At 38.4% G+C, this 16,564-nt stretch carries 15 protein-coding genes and 1 tRNA gene; 10 read left to right on the forward strand and 6 right to left on the reverse strand.

All coding sequences use genetic code 11. The annotated features are described in order from the left end of the window. The first annotated feature begins 151 nt into the window (after positions 1–151). The 8 genes from FXW07_RS05650 to FXW07_RS05685 all read left to right on the forward strand — a co-directional run bounded on the left by FXW07_RS05650 (position 152) and on the right by FXW07_RS05685 (position 7,278). On the forward strand, positions 152–919 hold the full coding sequence (locus FXW07_RS05650) for a class I SAM-dependent methyltransferase (protein ID WP_229394592.1): 768 nt from the start codon (positions 152–154) through the stop codon (positions 917–919). A 28-nt stretch (positions 920–947) separates the two neighbouring features. Then, positions 948–2,591 (forward strand): ABC transporter substrate-binding protein, encoded by a 1,644-nt coding sequence (locus FXW07_RS05655; RefSeq protein ID WP_229394593.1) that lies wholly within the window; start codon positions 948–950, stop codon positions 2,589–2,591. A gap of 111 nt (positions 2,592–2,702) precedes the next feature. Next, positions 2,703–3,644, forward strand: coding sequence for an ABC transporter permease (locus tag FXW07_RS05660; RefSeq protein ID WP_229394594.1), 942 nt, complete (start codon positions 2,703–2,705; stop codon positions 3,642–3,644). Between the two features lie 4 nt (positions 3,645–3,648). Further along, on the forward strand, positions 3,649–4,551 hold the full coding sequence (locus tag FXW07_RS05665; RefSeq protein WP_255678742.1) for an ABC transporter permease: 903 nt from the start codon (positions 3,649–3,651) through the stop codon (positions 4,549–4,551). Next, positions 4,548–5,489 carry an ABC transporter ATP-binding protein gene (locus FXW07_RS05670; protein ID WP_229394596.1) on the forward strand — a complete coding sequence of 314 codons (942 nt, stop codon included), beginning with the start codon at positions 4,548–4,550 and terminating at the stop codon, positions 5,487–5,489. Before FXW07_RS05665 ends, FXW07_RS05670 begins: the two co-directional genes overlap by 4 nt. Beyond that, the gene (locus FXW07_RS05675; protein WP_229394597.1) at positions 5,465–6,172 is read left to right on the forward strand and encodes a dipeptide/oligopeptide/nickel ABC transporter ATP-binding protein; all 708 of its coding nucleotides are present in this window, start codon (positions 5,465–5,467) and stop codon (positions 6,170–6,172) included. The genes FXW07_RS05670 and FXW07_RS05675 overlap by 25 nt, the downstream gene beginning before the upstream one ends. Then, the gene (locus FXW07_RS05680) at positions 6,169–6,930 is read left to right on the forward strand and encodes a class I SAM-dependent methyltransferase (protein ID WP_229394598.1); all 762 of its coding nucleotides are present in this window, start codon (positions 6,169–6,171) and stop codon (positions 6,928–6,930) included. The genes FXW07_RS05675 and FXW07_RS05680 overlap by 4 nt, the downstream gene beginning before the upstream one ends. Before the next feature lie 108 nt (positions 6,931–7,038). Next, a complete protein-coding gene (locus FXW07_RS05685; RefSeq protein ID WP_229394599.1) occupies positions 7,039–7,278 on the forward strand; it encodes an MTH865 family protein in 240 nt (79 codons plus the stop codon). A 523-nt stretch (positions 7,279–7,801) separates the two neighbouring features. Here the strand turns inward: FXW07_RS05685 and FXW07_RS05690 are convergent. After that, positions 7,802–8,206, reverse strand: coding sequence for a hypothetical protein (locus FXW07_RS05690; protein WP_048123056.1), 405 nt, complete (start codon positions 8,204–8,206; stop codon positions 7,802–7,804). 1,443 nt (positions 8,207–9,649) lie between these two features. Between FXW07_RS05690 and FXW07_RS05695 the strand changes: the two genes are divergently transcribed. Continuing rightward, entirely contained in the window at positions 9,650–9,883 is a 234-nt protein-coding gene (locus tag FXW07_RS05695; protein WP_229394600.1) for a hypothetical protein, read from the forward strand. Between the two features lie 395 nt (positions 9,884–10,278). Here FXW07_RS05695 and FXW07_RS05700 read toward each other — a convergent pair whose 3' ends face one another. From FXW07_RS05700 to FXW07_RS05715, 4 genes are all read right to left on the reverse strand, one after another. Then, entirely contained in the window at positions 10,279–10,554 is a 276-nt protein-coding gene (locus tag FXW07_RS05700) for a hypothetical protein (RefSeq protein ID WP_229394601.1), read from the reverse strand. A gap of 825 nt (positions 10,555–11,379) precedes the next feature. Continuing rightward, on the reverse strand, positions 11,380–12,081 hold the full coding sequence (locus FXW07_RS05705; protein ID WP_229394602.1) for a type IV pilin N-terminal domain-containing protein: 702 nt from the start codon (positions 12,079–12,081) through the stop codon (positions 11,380–11,382). 98 nt (positions 12,082–12,179) lie between these two features. After that, the gene (locus FXW07_RS05710; protein WP_229394610.1) at positions 12,180–13,037 is read right to left on the reverse strand and encodes a DUF5803 family protein; all 858 of its coding nucleotides are present in this window, start codon (positions 13,035–13,037) and stop codon (positions 12,180–12,182) included. A gap of 673 nt (positions 13,038–13,710) precedes the next feature. Further along, a tRNA-Gln gene (locus FXW07_RS05715) sits at positions 13,711–13,783 on the reverse strand. 1,115 nt (positions 13,784–14,898) lie between these two features. On the opposite strand from FXW07_RS05715, the gene FXW07_RS05720 reads away from it, so the two are divergent. Beyond that, positions 14,899–15,474 carry a winged helix-turn-helix domain-containing protein gene (locus FXW07_RS05720; RefSeq protein WP_229394603.1) on the forward strand — a complete coding sequence of 192 codons (576 nt, stop codon included), beginning with the start codon at positions 14,899–14,901 and terminating at the stop codon, positions 15,472–15,474. A 204-nt stretch (positions 15,475–15,678) separates the two neighbouring features. Here FXW07_RS05720 and FXW07_RS05725 read toward each other — a convergent pair. Further along, a partial coding sequence (locus FXW07_RS05725; RefSeq protein WP_229394604.1) for an ISNCY family transposase occupies positions 15,679–16,564 on the reverse strand: 886 nt, incomplete at its 5' end.

Genomic DNA, 16,564 nt, shown 5'->3' on the forward strand with positions numbered 1-16,564 from the left:
ATTGCTGTTAAGTAAAAAATAAACAAAAATATATTCTTTTTTGTATTCTTCTAAACTCCAACTATACTTAATGTTATTAAAAAATCTCTTTATTACAAATAGTGTTACAAAATAGAAAATTATTAATCATAAGATAATTAAGTACCTGTTAATGTCTTCTTCAGAAATCCAGATAAAAGAGATGGTAGCCCATAAATGGGACCTTGCATCAGGGACTTTTGATACTCATGCAGGACATGGGATACAGAGCCAAAAAGAAAGAGACGCCTGGAAGCGTGCTTTCTTAAAGGTTTTTCCGGAAAAAAGTTTGAAAATTCTTGACGTTGGCTGCGGGACAGGAGAATTAAGCTTACTGTTTGCTGAAATGGGGCATGAGGTTGCAGGGATTGACATTTCCGGACAAATGCTGAAAATCGCAAAAGCAAAGGCTGAGTCCTGCGGAGCTGAAACAACTTTTATGGAGGGAGATGCAGAAAACCCTCCTTTTGATACATCTTCTTTTGATATTGTGTTCAGCCGTCATCTTCTCTGGACACTCCCGAATCCGAAAACAGCCGTGGAGAACTGGAATAAGCTCCTGCGGAAAAATGGAAAAGTTGTGATTATCGATGGAGTATGGGACAGCGGGACTCTGGAGTCCAGGATTCGAAGAAACGCAGGTGTTCTTTTGACACTGCTCCTTGAAAGAAAAGACCCCCGAAAAGGACACTCTGACTATTCAGATGAACTCAAAGCCCGGCTCCCGCATTCCGGAGGAGCTCCGCTTGAAAAAGTAAAGGAGTATCTGTCTAATTCGGACTTTGAAAATATCCAGGTCTTTGACCTGAAAGAAGTAAGAGCGGCCCAGAAAGAGAAGATGCCGTTAGGTGAACGGGTTGTACGCAGTTATCAGTACTATCTCATCTGCGGCCGAAAATAAAATTCATTAAAAAAGATGGTGTTCCAAAATGAAAAATAAAAACTCCCCCTTGATCATATTATTAATTTTCCTGCTGACCTGCGCCATCCTGACTACTTCCGGGTGCAGCAGTACAGAAGAAAGTGGAGCAAAAGACACAGTCTCCGGGACGGAGGTTAACTCAGGATCAGATAATGCTTCCCAACCAGCAGGAGATTCTGAAACTAATACACTTGTACTTGGTGAGATGTGGAATATCGAATCGATTGATCCAATTAATGGGGATGGTACCCTTATCTGCGAGAAAGCTGCAATAACCGAAACTCTTGTTGGTGCCAATGAAGATTTCTCGCTTAAGCCCGGGCTTGCAACTTCCTGGGAACAACTTGATGAAAATACCTGGGAATTTAAGCTAAGAGATAATGTTACCTTCCATGACGGAAGCAAAATGACTGCAAAAGACGTAAATTTCACTCTGGAAAAAGTCATCTCGGAAAATGCGAAAGTTGCTTCCATGCTAAAAATAGATTCTATAGAAATAGTTGACAACTATACTCTTAAAATCAAAACCAAAGAAATCAACCCTATCCTTCCTGGAGTTCTCCATTATCCTGATACTGCTATAATAAGTCCCTCTTCTTATAATGAAAAAGGAGAATTTGTAAAACCTGTTGGAACGGGTCCGTATAAATTCGAATCCTTTGACGAACAGACCAGAGTTCTGACAGTCGTAAAGAACGAAAACTGGTGGGGAGGAGAAGTAGGGCTTGATAAAATTATCCTTAAGGGGATACCTGATCCAAACACAAGGGCAATGGCAATCGAAAATGGAGAAGTTGACTTCACCGTTGATGTACCCTATAGTGAAACTGACAGGATTAACGCCATAGACGGCATTAACGTAGAGAAGTACAAAACTCCCAGAGTCTACAAACTTGACCTTAACCTGAAGCATGAACCTCTTGAAGATGTCAGAGTAAGGCAGGCTATGTCCTATGCCATAAACAGGTCTGATATCGCAGAAAATGTGCTATACAATGTAGGAGAAGCTGCTGCAGGTCCTTTCCTGCCCACAATGGTCTGGGCAAATAAGAGTCTGAAGCCCTACAGCCAGAACCTTGAGAAAGCTGATGAGCTCCTGACAGCTGCAGGCTGGGTTGACACTGATGGGGACGGAATAAGGGATAAGGACGGAAAACCCCTCAAGCTCAACCTGATGACTTATGCTGCAAGGCCTGGACTTCCTCCAATGGCTGAAGCTATGGCTGCCCAGTTAAAGGAGGCAGGAATAGGCATAGAGACAGAAGTTATGGAAATGGGGTCAATAGATGACAGAAGAGAAAAAGGAGACTGGGACATCTACCTTGCAGCTTACAATATCGCAATGGTTCCTGATCCGGAATATATTCTTACGAACTGGTATATGACAAATGGCACTGATAATGGACCTGGATATTCCAATCCTAAAGTAGATGCTCTGATAACGGAAGCCAGAAAAATCACGGATCTGAATGAACGCTATAAAAAGTTCAATGAGGTAGAATCTATCGTTTATGATGAACAGCCCATGATCATAGTGGCTTACTACGGCTGTGCAATCGTGAAAAAAGATTATGTAAAAGGATATGTTTTCGACCCGACAGCCCACGACTACCGGATAAATGCGGACATGTATCTGGAAAATAAAAGCTGAAGGGATTTTCAGGGAAGGGTCTGAATTTTTCAGACTCTAAACCTGGGTCCATATTCACTCAAAGTAGTACGGATAGATAGGCTTTCTTTCTGTCCGGGTTGAGGCGAAAACATGAAATATTTCATAAAAAGGGCAGGTTTCATGGCACTTACGCTTTTTGCAGTTTGTGCTTTGACTTTTTTCCTTATGAACGTAATTCCGGGAGGCACGGCTAATTTAGTCCTCAAGCACACATTTGTGGGCCTGGAAGAAAGCGTTACCGAAGAACAGCTTAACCAGATTTCAGATAGATATGACCTGGATGACCCTCTTTACCTGCAATTTTTCAGGTGGATTAAAGAAGCAGTATTAAAAGGGGACATCGGAACTTCCTATGTTTTCAAAAAGCCAGTCCTTTATCTTCTGGCTTTACGCCTTCCAGCAACTATCCAGCTCGCATTGGTGAGTATGTTAATTGCAATACTTGCAGGAGTAAGCCTGGGAATTTACTCAGCCCTCAGGGAAAACAAGATTTCGGATCACATTCTCAGGATTGTGACTCTTTTTGGAGTTTCAATGCCCGGTTTCTGGGTAGCCCTTCTTCTTATCCTGATATTTTCCCTGAAGCTGAAACTCGTGCCTGTGACAGGTTACGGGAGCCTGGAAAATCTGCTTTTGCCCGCCGCAGCCCTTTCTCTTCATTCCATTGCTGCGGTTATGAGAGTTACGAGGACAAGCATGCTTGAGACCCTGGGACAGGAATACATCAGGTTTGCAAAAGCCAAAGGACTTCCTTTATGGAAAATCGTAAGCAGGCATGCCCTTAAAAATGCAATGCTACCTGTTATCACAGTTATTGGTTTTCAGATGGGAAGCTTGCTTGGAGGGGCTGTTGTGATTGAAAAGATCTTTGCCTGGCCAGGGATAGGAAGCCTGCTTGTGGACTCTATTTCTGCCAGGGATTTGCCTGTGGTCCAGGGCTGTGTGCTTGCAATCGTTACGATGTTCCTCTTTGTGCATTTCCTTGTGGATATGCTCTATACGCATCTGGACCCACGGATAAGGTACGGCTGATATTATGGACAATGTATTTGCTAATAAGTTAAGAAAAAAGAGTTTCTCACTTCCGGAAGCTTACGGAAGTCAATTTGTAAAAAGAATTTTTCAAAGGAAAGATATGCTTTTTGCACTGGCAGTCCTTTTGCTTTTTGCCGTGCTTGCCATTTTTGCTCCACTGCTTTCCCCTTACGACCCCAATGCAATTGACCTGAAGAACAAGAATCTGAGCCCTTCAGAGGAGCACATCCTGGGTACGGATTACCTTGGAAGGGACCTCCTGAGCCGAATCCTTATAGGAGCCCGGACGTCCCTTTCAATTGCAGCAGGAGTAGTTCTGATTTCCCTGTTTCTGGGAACTGCGGCGGGCTGTGCAGCAGGCTATTATGGGGGCCTTGTGGATGAAAGTATCTCCAGGGTTATAGACATCTTCCTTTCTTTTCCCTCGGTTATCTTTGCCCTCACTATCATGGGGGCACTCGGAGCCGGGGTTTTCAACCTGATGCTTGCCCTCTCGATAGTCCACTGGGCAAAGTACGCCAGGATGATGCGGGGGCAGGTCCTTTCAATCAAAAAACAGGAATTTGTCCTTTCTGCCATAACTGGCGGGGCCGGAGATTTTTACATAATGCGCAAGCATATTGTGCCCAATGCCATAGCCACTCTCCTCGTGCTGGCCACAATAGATTTCGGACACGTAATTCTCTCTATTGCTACATTGAGTTTTCTCGGAATAGGGCTGCCTGCCGATGTGCCTGAATGGGGGGCAATGCTTTCCGCAGGAAAAGAATTCATGAGGACAGCCCCTTACCAGACTATCTTTCCAGGGCTTGCCATAACATTCATTGTGATTATTTTCAGTATCCTTGGAGACGGTATGAGGGATATCCTTGACCCAAATCACGAAGGAGGCGAAATCGATTGAGTCTGCTTGAAATAAGAGACCTTTCGGTTGAGTTTCCCGCAGGTGAGAACACTGTAACAGCAGTTTCTCACGTCTTCTTTGAGATCAGGGAAGGCGAAACTTTTGGAATTATTGGGGAAAGCGGGTCAGGGAAATCTGTTATCGGCCTTTCCCTGCTGAGGCTTCTTCCGGCAAATGCGATTATTTCAGGAACAGTGTTTTTTCATGGACAGGACCTTTTTTCTCTTAGACCTTCAGAACTCAGAAAAATCCGGGGGAAACGCATTTCTCTCATGCCCCAGAACCCTGCCGGAGCCCTGAACCCTGTCCTGAAAAACAGGCTTCAGGTAGAGGAAGTTTTCGAAGAAAGAGGGGTTGACAAAAAAGAGGGGATGAAAAAATCGCTAAGGCTTATGAAAAAACTTCTTTTGAAAGACCCCGAAAAACTCTGTGATCTCTATCCCCACCAGCTGTCTGGAGGCATGAGGCAGAGGTTGATCGCTTGCATGTCTCTTTCTTTTGAGCCCGAGCTTGTGATTGCGGATGAACCTACAAAAGGGCTGGACCCCGAAGCAAAGGAAGGGGCAGTGGAGCTTTTTACTAAAATAAAAAAAGAATATGGGAAGACAATGCTCCTGATCACTCATGACCTTGATCTGGCTCTTGAGGTTTGCGACAGAATAGCTGTGATGTATGCAGGAGAGATTGTGGAACTGGATGAAGCTTCAAAAGTTTTGAACACACCCCTGCATCCTTATACAAAAGGGCTTATCCGGGCTCAACCCAGAAACGGGCTTGTTCCCCTGAGCGGGCAGAGCCCAAGCAGGATAAGACTTCCTGATGGCTGTTTTTTCCATGAGAGGTGCAGGTACTCCAGTATTGAGTGCTTCAGAAAACATCCTGAGATGAAAAACCATAAAGGAGGCTGGATCAGGTGTCACTTCCAGTCCTTTCAGTAAACGAACTGGCAATGAGCTTTGGGACTCTGGATGTGTTCACAAACGTCAGTTTTTCAGTATCTCGCGGAGAAACTCTTGGACTTTTCGGAAAAAGCGGGTCAGGAAAGACCACTATCGGCAAATGCATTGTAGGGCTTGAAAGACCCACAGGCGGAGAAATCCGGGTTCAGGGGGCGAATATACTGAATATGGGTAAAAAAGAGTTCAGAAAACTGCGCCCTAAAATCCAGATGATTTTCCAGCATCCTGAGACTTCTCTTGACCCTCGTATGAAAGCTTTTGAGAACCTTATAGAGCCCCTCAAACTTCATTCCGGGCTAAAACAAGATGCTCTCCTGAAGCGGGGCGAGGAACTGGCAGAACTTACAGGGCTGCGCCCTGAACATCTTGCTCGTTATCCGGTTCAGCTCAGTGGGGGGGAGATCCAGAGGATAGTGCTCGCAAGGATCATGGCTTTATCTCCTGATTTTATTGTTGCTGACGAGCCGACTTCTATGCTTGATGTTTCAGTGCAGGCACAGATCCTGCGCCTTATGCAGAAGCTTCAGAGGGAGACAGGCGTTTCCTACTTGCTGATTTCCCATGACCTTGAAGTGTTAAGGAAGATTTGCCACAGGATTGCCTATCTCGATAACGGGATCATCACTTCAATTGAAAACATAAAGAGAGTTGTTAATATATGACCATTCAGGAAAACCAGATCAAACAGAATATTGCCCGCATATGGGACGTTTCGTCCGAGACCTATGACAGCCATGAAGGGCATGGGATCACGAGTGAAGCCGAAAGAGAAGCCTGGAAAAATGTGTTTAAAAACCTTCTTCCTCCAGGCAGGCTAAAGGTGCTTGACGTAGGTTGCGGGACATGCGAAATTGGGTTGCTGTTTGCTGAAATGGGGCATCACATTACAGGCCTTGACCTTTCAGAAAAAATGCTTGCAAAAGCCAGGGAAAAAGCTTCTCGAAGAGGGTTTAATAGTGTCTTCAAAAAAGGGGATGCTGAAGTTCCTCCTTTTGAGGCAGGTTCATTTGATGTAGTTGTCAATCGCCATCTCCTCTGGACCCTTCCTCACCCTGATACTGCGGTCCAGAACTGGAAAAAGGTGCTTGTGGAAGGAGGAAAGCTTATTGTTATTGATGGGGTCTGGAATGACGGTTCGATAGAAACAAACGCAAGGAGGCTTGTAAGTGATTTCTGCACTTTGCTTGTTGAAAGAAGGAATCCCAGAAAAGGGCATTACTCCAGAGAGATAGACAGTGAACTTCCAAACAGGCATGGAGTCTCTCCTGAAAAAATGCTTGAATACTTCAGGGCTGCGGGATTCAATAATATAAAAGACGTCGACCTGAAAGATATCATGGACCTTCAGAAAGAGGACATGACGTTCAGGAAACGGATAGCTTATAATTACAAGTACCATTTAATCTACGGGGAAAAGTGAACCTGAAGGAAATGTGGAAATAAAATGAAAACAGGATTTATGGGCAGGAGTCAATACTTATAGGCTCTTTAAAGTGAGAACTAAAGAGAATCGTATAGGAGGGAAAAGATGGGCGTAAAGGAAGAGGTTTACGAACAGATCATTGAAATTCTTAAAGATGCAAAATTTCCCATAAACACAATGGACGAGTTGATTGCTGCCTTGCCTGAAGGGCTTGACACCACAGGCAGAATTGGTGATGTTGAAGTTACTGCAAGAGAGGCGGAAGGCCTGATTACTGAAAAGGATTTTCCGTTCAAAGATGCACAACATGTGGCAGACCTGCTGATCGAAAGAGCCGGGCTTTGACCTGACTTCTTTAGGTCCAAATAGGCAAAGATCGATAATGAGACTAAATTCTATAGAAATAAGCTCCTGCCTTCCAAATCCAAAACGAACGATAGACCCAAAATACAACTCCAATAATATGTGTGTAACGGGAATATGGTGGATGTGCGTAGCAGGAATATGATGAGAAATTGTGAATATATTTATAATAAAAGAGCTTATATTTAGGCAGGAATACGCACCTGAACTGAGAAATCAATAGCATAAAGCATTGAAATGCCTGAATATAAATATTCCTGACAGATCAATACATGCTTTTATTTGTCCCTCAAGTGCGTAAATCCTGGTAGGAAATTACCTGGCAGTGTCGCAAGTTTGCTGTAAATTCAACTTAAGTTTTTGTACGCTATGGATGAAATTTATCTGCACATATCGAATCTTCTATCCCACAACATCCAAAAACTTATGATTTTACAGAAAATTGGCGCACTGTCTTTTATAGCCACCTTTTATATTTTTATTTTATAGCCGGTTCTCACTGCCTTTATTTCTTGTATTTTTGTTCCAGAACTTTATAGTTCTTTACACAGGTGTTGTATTTGGTTTCCCATGTTTTATATTTGCTCAGACATTTGTTATATTTGGTTAAAAAGTTGTTGTAATTTTTGAGCCAGTTCTGGTATTCTTTGTCAGTTTTATTTTTCGTGCTCAGTTTCTTCTTCTGTGCTTCCAATGTCTTTTTTTCTTTTTCTAATGTAGCCTTCTCTTTTAATATTACTATTTTTTCTTTTTCCAATTTAGTCTTCTCTGCATCTAACTTTGCCTTCTCTACTTTATATGTATCATTTGACCCTGCACTTACTGATGCAACTGTCAATGACATTACAAAAAAGACAAGTGTAAACATACACATGAGCTTTTTTATTCCGTCAAATGTTTTTATTCCCATAATACGAATCCTCTTTTTGTTTTAATTTGATAGTTTATATATTTTGATCTATTTTTAATACGTTTTAATACAATTTTTAATATAATTTTCAATATACTTTGATACAATTGTGTTTTTTCCTACGGAACTCATGCATATGAGGTTCAAAATAAAGCGCGAATAAATCTGTCAGATGTACTTTATTATGAATGACAGAAGATTCCTGCTATTGTTTTCTCAGTTCAATAGCATAAGTCCTATCGTTTTATTGTCTTCTAATTTCCTGCCAACCATCAACGGTTGACATGTCTTGAATTAGCTGGAAAAAATATAAAAATACTTACATATTCCAAGATATTATAATACTTATATTTATAAAAGAAGCTTTATAAGGCATCGAATTTGGAATATAACCTTTAATTTCAGGATTGATTCCTGTTGGAATCCTTAAAATCCATGTAATTTAAAAAAAAGAGAATTTTTCCGGGAACCGGTAGCTTTCAACTACCAGTATTATTTGATCTGCGGAAAGAGTCTTCGGTAATGGAAATTACTCAAAATTAAAAAGAAATCCATGCGTCTTCGGTTAAGTAAAAAATCGTGATAAATTGAGTCTATTTCCTCAACATTTGGCAAATATTTGAATAAATTGTGAAATGGAGCAGGGTATTGATTTCATGTAAACAGGCCAAAATTGAAAGCTGGTTTCTAATGCAAAATCGATAGCTTTCTGGAAAGAAAATTCCTTAACCGAATACGTATGAAAAGAAATCTCTTTGGCTCTCCGTTGTTTTGTGTGGATATCCTCGTAATGTCTTCATAAAAACCAATGCGATCTCGAATTGAAAATCGTCTTATCCACAGGGAATGACAAAAAGCCATCTCTTCCAGTTTTAGCTTTCATAATGTTTTACAGTAGCTCTTTGTTCAGCAATAACCTTGCTGCTTTTAGTTTCAATGACCTTAAGAATAATGTTGGAACCGACCTTAAGCCATAATTACCTGAGGTATCACTTTTCCCGTTGCCTCTTTACTTTAACACTGGAAACAATAGGTCCTTCAGGGCTGTCCTGCCCTTAGAGAACAAGCCTTGCCCCTACATTCCATGAGCCATTGCCATCAACTGATTTTCGTATATGCCTTCAAAAAACAACATTTTTTCCTGTTATCGTTTTTGGGAAATGGTTCGTATATTTGCAGTTATTATCTCAACCGAAGATTAAGAAAATAGCCTGCTGGAAGTTTTCAATAAAGGCAAAATGCCAAAACTTTGAAAAATTTCAACAATAAGCATTTGAGTAACTAGCGTCGAGTCAATCATCAAGGATTTAATAATTACGAATAATTGCAATCGATTTTATACGACATTTTCCGGTTGATCCGACACTAGTGCATCGATTCTCAAATAAGTACATAATAAGGAAATAATTACGGCTTACGACTCAAATATTATTTTCAAGTCACATGGAATTCTTTAACACGGAAAACACAGCCGGTCGCAGAGCGATTCTATCTGGAGATTACAACCAGGGAAAACACGGAAAACACGGAAAACACGGAAAGCATGGAAGAAACACGCCTTTACTACTTATTTCCGTGTTTTCTGTGCTTTCAGTGGTTTTCAAAAAATTCATTCCTGACATACTTTGGAATCAATGCACTAGGGCAGTTATGTTTCAGATCAGGAAAATAGTATGAAACTTTACTGATTTTTGAAAGTAAAATTGGTTTTGGGTTGAGCTCATAATTAGTTTTGCAGGTATCAAAGAATGAAGGAAGCAAGATCGAAAAGTAGAAAAATAGCAATATTTTAAGTTAAAATATTGCTGTCTGGCAAAGGTTTTGTGCTTTTGATTTGAGGGTAAAATCAACTGCGATTTTTTGTTTAATAACACCTAATTAGAGAACTGATGTTTCAATGCTTTTTGGTTTATTAGCTAATTGTTGTTTATTCAAGAATTAGACATGGCTTATAGAACCCTTATATAACCTAAAAAATGGTTCTTAAGTCCTATAAGCCATATCCAAAATTTACCATATATTTTTAGGTAAAGAATGTATCAAGTTTTTATCTATTTTGTAACTCAAGATAGTTATAGCCTGGTCTTTGTTACAGGCTTGGTTACTGGTTTCTGGACTGGTTTAACTACCTTCTTGGTTACTGGTTTCTGGACTGGTGTAACTACTTTCTTAGTTACTGGTTTCTGGACTGGTTTGATTACTTTCTTGATAACTTGTTTGTTATGATCTTCATGCACTACACAATTTCCATTGTTATTTTCACTTGCACTTACTGCTCCAGCTGTTACTGTAGCCAGAAAACAGACTGCAAGTAGAATTGCTAATGCCTTTTTCATTTTTTGTAACATTTTTTAGCCTCTATAAATTTCGATAAATTTCCATTTTTCAGCTGGTTGTTTATATATTCTATATAAACTGCTGTAGCTTTATCGAAATTTTTTGTTGATCAGTTTGGAACTATGCAGTTGAAGTGATAGAGTAAATACAGCCACCAATGATTTTTGTTAGTTCAATTGCATAAGTCCTATTTTGACCAACATAGTGCCGTTGACTCTGTGTCAACAGCTCCTAAATAGGCTAAATAAAATATAACCATACTTGTGTAAGTAAAGCTTTATAGAAATCGTATTTTTAAACACACTTTATTTGATATTTAATCTCAAAAAAATATAATAATTATGTGTTTAATACTTATTAGAAGCCATCAGGGAGTTATATATTAAAAACAATTATGTTTAGCTTTCATTTTCCAATTTATAAAATTTAGCCCATATATTCCCTGAATATTTCTATTATTAACTATTGTTCTTTCTCTTTAATTATAATTTTATTGTTTATCTTGAAAACAAAAGCTTATAATGAATCATTTGATGAAAATCTCTTTCATTTACTTACTATATTAAGTTATAAGCTGTTATCTACATTTTTTCCTTTCAATTTGTCTTTTTAATCCTTTATTCTTCTTTTTAAATTGAAAACAAGTGTTTCCTTGATGCTAAATATCAAGGTTATCGGCAGTAACCCGGAGATTTCTATAACTTCTGGAATAATGAAGTTCAGAAATGGTTCTCATAAAAGTCAAATCAATCGACTAAAAATCCAATATTCGGTAATGAAAACAACTTAAAATTAAAAAGAGATTTTCTAAAAGAGGAGAACTCTCTCTTTCAATTTTAGCCTTCATAATGTTTTACAATAGCTCTCTGTTCAGCAATGACATTTTTGCTTTTTGTGTCAATAATCTTAAGGGTAATTTCAGAACCTGCTTTAAAACCGTAATTGTCAGAAGTATTACTGTCCCCATCTACACTAACTTTTACGCTCGATTTAGTAGCTCCTATTTCACTATCCTGCCCGCAGAGAACAAGTTTTTCCCCGACATTCCATGAGCCATCTTCAAGAGTGGCTTTATTATTAAGATCATAGCATGTGTCATTTTTTCCCTGAGAACTCAAATCTAGGTAGAGAAGGGAAGTGTTTCCTGTAAGAAAATCCTGTCCAAAAACAGGCCTGTAGGAATTCCCATACCCGAATATCTTTATCGAGATAGAATCTAAGGGCAGAGAATCACCTCCTTCGTGTACAAGCACAATCTTATTTTCTTGAAAACGGGCTCTCTTTTTATCCTCTTTCTCATCCTCATCATAATTATTAGGCGAAAGTCCTCCTTCGCACGATTCAAGTGAAATCTTTGCCATCAGCGGTTGAGTGCTTTTGCCTTCATTGGCAATATTGGAAAAACTGATAGCAACCACACCTGCAAGTGCGACCAGAACAATCAACATAAGGAGGGAGCCTATAATAGGAGTTACGGCTTCAGATGGTGATTTTAACGAAAAGAACTCTTTAGCTCGTATTTTTCCCCAGGTTTTCATCAATAAGGAAATACGGTAAACTGTCATAAATAATTTATTAACTTCAAAAAGAGTTATTATTCAGGAATAAAATATGGAGGAAAAATACCCTCCTATGATCATTTCTTTTTTTGTTGTTTCTTCTCATATTCTTTTTCGAGATCGAGGATTCCTCTAACAGCCTCAAGTTCCCTTTTACTTTTAACATAATGTAAAAGTACAAAGCCAACTCCGCAGAGCAGGGCTATAATTGCGGCTGAGAATAGCAGGGGTGCTGACTGGGTATAGTATTTCACCTGAATGGTCTCTTCTCGGTCTCCCATCTTCGAGGAAATCCACAGGAGCGTTTGCCTTTCTTTTTCATCATAGGTTACACTCAAAGGCTCAGGCCTTGCTATCCCGAATACCCTGTTGCCAGTAACATATCCTTCTGGAAGTACTACACGGATGAATTCGGAATCGGGTTTAACAAATGTAAAACTCTGCTCTCCCGAATTATCAAGCGTATATGCGATAAAACCTGTAACAGGTTCCTTAAACTCCAGGTTTATAACTTTCATACCCTGGGTAACTTCCTGAGTCAGAGTATAATTAATAGCCGAAGTTTCATTTCTGGTGGAAAGTTCTTCAAACGTTTTCGGGTTCGCTGCAGTCTCGTTTGCCGGGCCTACAAGCTGCACGAAATTTTGAATCGGATTCTCCTCGGAACTGCCGCTCAGGATGTCAGGAGGATAGATCTCAAGCTTACTGGTATTTACTAAAATATAGACAACCTGTACTTTTGTATCGTTTTCCAGCAGGTAGTAGGTAGTGGTATTTGCAAGCGTTTGATTGCTCGATTCATTCTGAAAAATTTCAAATTCATAACTAGATATATTGCCAGGTTTATCTATGACAATTTCCTTTTTTTGCTCCATACAGCCCGATACCAAGACCACCATCAGGGCAAGGAGCATAAACACGATTTTCGTTCTCATTTTCACAGACAAATTCTCCCTTAGCTCGAAGCGGTCTCTTTTCAACCTGCGGCAATTTCCTTCGCTTTCGAGGTAAAGCCTATACAGGGTCTGGAACAGGTTAACATTACCTTATGCTCTCTCTTCTTAATAAACAACACGGATAGGCGTCTCTAAGAAGTATGACATAAAGATCACTTTATCATATAAAAGGAGTAGGCTCGGCAGGTAACAAGTTCAGATATTGAACTTTCCGGAAAAATTCTGTAATTTATTTTGGCATGAAAGTGCTTTCAAGTACTTTCATTTTTTGTGCCTGCCATTTGGAAAATTCCATGTGCGTTTTTTATAGGACCTGCGAACTTGAAGTTTAAAATCAAGCACTCTGGGCATTGTGCCTTGTTTTTAGTGCTTTAGACAATTGAAGGTTTAACGCTATTGATTTCTCAGTTCAACCGCGTAAATCCTAATCTAATATTGAATCGTCAACAATTAGAAAGCCTTCTTCAAGCTTGACATAACTTTTTATTTCCTTCCCTATAGTGCTTTACGTAAGTTCTAACTCAATAAATGACTACGGGGCGCGCCCAGAGGTTAAAAAAGCCTAATATGAGTTAAGATAAACCCCATCTGGAAAGGCATAAAAAACAGAGTTTTAAAATAATATTTCCCTAAACTATTATCAATATTTATATAGTCCTGAGCGGATTCGAACCGCTGTCCCGGGCTCCAAAGGCCCGAAGGATTGACCACTACCCTACAGGACTGCATGTTAAAGCTTTTACTAATAGATTAATTCTTGTACTTAATTTTTGTGCCAGATCGGGATTATTTTTTGTTAATTTTCCAGAAATATCCCTTTCTTCTCTATCCTGTTTTCAATAATTTTTTGTCAGGACTTTATATATCTTTATATTTTTCGATACAGTCCTTTTTTGGCTTTGAAATATTTTCCATGAAACTATTTTTCGCTAACGGGTAATTTTTCATATAATTAATTTAAAATAATTTATTTCATTACTATATTGTGGAGCTGGAAGAGAAAAGGTATGGTTGAATAGCGAAGTAGTGGATTGTGACAGAATTGCCCGGGAGCTGGCGGTTCTTGCTTTAGAATATGTTAGATGGGAACATACTCCTGAAGCGACTGTATTGGGGGATACAGCAAACGGATTGAATTGCTCTCGGGCTTCTTCTTACTTATAGTCACGAGGCTAAATAATACAAGGTTCTTCGCCATTCCCTATGGATAATACGATTTTCGATTCAAGACCGCATTGATTTTTATGAGAATATTATGAGGATATCCGCACAAAACAACGAAGAACCCAAACATATTTATTTATCCTCGTATTGAACGCACTTCTTATTTAGGTCCTTATGTACTTTTTTAAATTAATTATGGCTTTTACTTTTTTAAATTAATTATGGTTTTTACTTTTTTAAATTAATTATGGCTTTTATTGCTAATAATTATTAATTTTTTAATTATGATTTTCGTCCTATTTTCAGGGAAATCAATACTGAGCTTATATTAGTAAGATAATCTGATATTATTAACATATAAAATTTATTTCAATATTAAAAAACGTTATTTTGAAAGTTATATTATGTTTTCGAAATACTGCTGCGTAAAATCCGGAATAGATGAAAAAAATTATTAATTACTTGTACACTTTTGAAAAAGATAATATATATTGAATTCGTATAACATTTTAGCAATGCTATAACATCTGAATAGAACTGCTAATCTTTAATCTGGTTAAAAAATGAGAGGGGTATATACTTAAATTTTATATATTGTAAACCAGAAGCAAAATCCTACTTTGGATATTAATCCCCGATTAGCTCCCGAAACGCAATAAAATAGTGGGTTGATAAAGTGAAAGCTAGCGGACTCTTAAGTATTCTCACCTTTTCCGAAAAAAGGAAGGATATTCTATTTTTACTTCAGGAGAATCCAAGAACTCTTTCCGAAATTAAAGATTATTTTGATGTAAGGTCACCTGAAATCCTGCCTCGCCTTAAAGAAATGGAAGGCTCAAATTTGATTATCAGGCAGGAGGGAATGTATCGGCTGACACCTATAGGAAAAGTTTCAGCCATGCATTACAAGCCCTTACTGGATACTCTTACAGCTATAGAAGCAAACGAAATTTTCTGGAAAGATCATGACCTCGCTTCGATTCCTGAGATATTGTTGAACAGAATTCAGGAACTTAAAGATTGCAGAGTCGTAAGAGATGAACAGGAACATATTTATGATACTCATAAGGCATTTATGGAGAATGTACGGGCTTCTACTCATTTTGTGGGCTTTTCATCTATTTTTCTTCCAAGCCATCCCACGATGTTTTTAGATTTAGCCCGCAGGAATATTCCTATTTCAATAATTCTCACACCAAATGTATTTTTTAAAATAAAAAGTGAGCATAGTGGACTCAGTTTCATAATTTAGTGATTTCTCATTTTTTCCGTCCTTAAAACTTCACTTTTCTCTGCTAACTGCTCAAATAAACTGTAATAATCCTTGAGAAATGATTTCTTTGGCAGGAATGCCAAAGAATTATTTTACTCCGTTAATTGTTTCACTGAATTTTTTGACTAAAATCGATACGCTCCGCTACTTAATCCTTAACTCAGCTCTCAAAAATATCTTTTACTAAAGCTTAAATGGAGTAAATAATCTGAACAATTCCAGAAATGACTTTTGTGGTTTCTTGAGCAAATTTAATCTTCTCATTTGAGCAAGTTTGATCTGATTCTCAATTCCTTTATCAGTCCTGAACTGCTTCTTGTTATCCGTTTTTAGACTTTTTGAATAATAACTTTCAATAGGATTATTTGTCGCCGGCGCTCCTGGAAGATAATGGAACAAAGTAAGATTTAGCCAGTGTTTATTGATCATCCACAATCGTTTTTGAACCAATTCATCATATGTTCTTATATTTTCCATTAATTTATTGAAGTTATATTTTGCTTTTTCAAGACTATTAAGTGGAAGATTTTCCTTTTTYCGTCTTCTTTCAAGCTTTAATTCATTTCTATACTTGTAAAATTTCTTTTTTGCKTTTTTACTCCATTCCTGATGTTTTTCTTCTTTATTAACTAGATTAGGTTCTTCAGATAGAAGTTCTTCCAGAAATTTAATYTCATTCTCTCGATTGTAAAATATATTCAATAACCTGTACTTCAATAATTCCTGTTCAATKGTTGTATTTTTTGGGAAATCACTAACAATAAGCTTGTTTAAGTGCATTAAACAATATTGATGGACTAACTTATCCCCAAAAATTTCCTTTAATATATCAGGGTATCTCTTATCAAAGTCCGTAACGATAAACACAGGCTCTGATGCATCCAGATTTTTCTGTAAAAATCCCTTGATGGTTTCTGAACTCTTATCTTCAAAAAGTTCATCTGCTATCGTTCTTTGAGTTTTTGCATCCAGTAAAGTTAAACGGTATTTCTGACATCTTCCTTCTTTTGGATGTTGTTCGTCATAGTGCACCATATGTATATTTTCTGAAAATGGAACAGTTTTCTGY

It is taken from the genome of Methanosarcina sp. DH1, assembly GCF_020804205.1.
Lineage (GTDB): Archaea > Halobacteriota > Methanosarcinia > Methanosarcinales > Methanosarcinaceae > Methanosarcina > Methanosarcina vacuolata.

Bases quoted from the DNA above. Each gene is read 5' to 3' on its own strand.
- FXW07_RS05650 (WP_229394592.1), top strand. From the start codon at position 152: ATGTCTTCTTCAGAAATCCAGATAAAAGAGATGGTAGCCCATAAATGG.
- FXW07_RS05655 (WP_229394593.1), top strand. From the start codon at position 948: ATGAAAAATAAAAACTCCCCCTTGATCATATTATTAATTTTCCTGCTG.
- FXW07_RS05660 (WP_229394594.1), top strand. From the start codon at position 2,703: ATGAAATATTTCATAAAAAGGGCAGGTTTCATGGCACTTACGCTTTTT.
- FXW07_RS05665 (WP_255678742.1), top strand. From the start codon at position 3,649: ATGGACAATGTATTTGCTAATAAGTTAAGAAAAAAGAGTTTCTCACTT.
- FXW07_RS05680 (WP_229394598.1), top strand. From the start codon at position 6,169: ATGACCATTCAGGAAAACCAGATCAAACAGAATATTGCCCGCATATGG.
- FXW07_RS05685 (WP_229394599.1), top strand. From the start codon at position 7,039: ATGGGCGTAAAGGAAGAGGTTTACGAACAGATCATTGAAATTCTTAAA.
- FXW07_RS05690 (WP_048123056.1), bottom strand. From the start codon at position 8,206: ATGGGAATAAAAACATTTGACGGAATAAAAAAGCTCATGTGTATGTTT.
- FXW07_RS05695 (WP_229394600.1), top strand. From the start codon at position 9,650: ATGGAATTCTTTAACACGGAAAACACAGCCGGTCGCAGAGCGATTCTA.
- FXW07_RS05700 (WP_229394601.1), bottom strand. From the start codon at position 10,554: ATGTTACAAAAAATGAAAAAGGCATTAGCAATTCTACTTGCAGTCTGT.
- FXW07_RS05705 (WP_229394602.1), bottom strand. From the start codon at position 12,081: ATGAAAACCTGGGGAAAAATACGAGCTAAAGAGTTCTTTTCGTTAAAA.
- FXW07_RS05710 (WP_229394610.1), bottom strand. From the start codon at position 13,037: ATGAGAACGAAAATCGTGTTTATGCTCCTTGCCCTGATGGTGGTCTTG.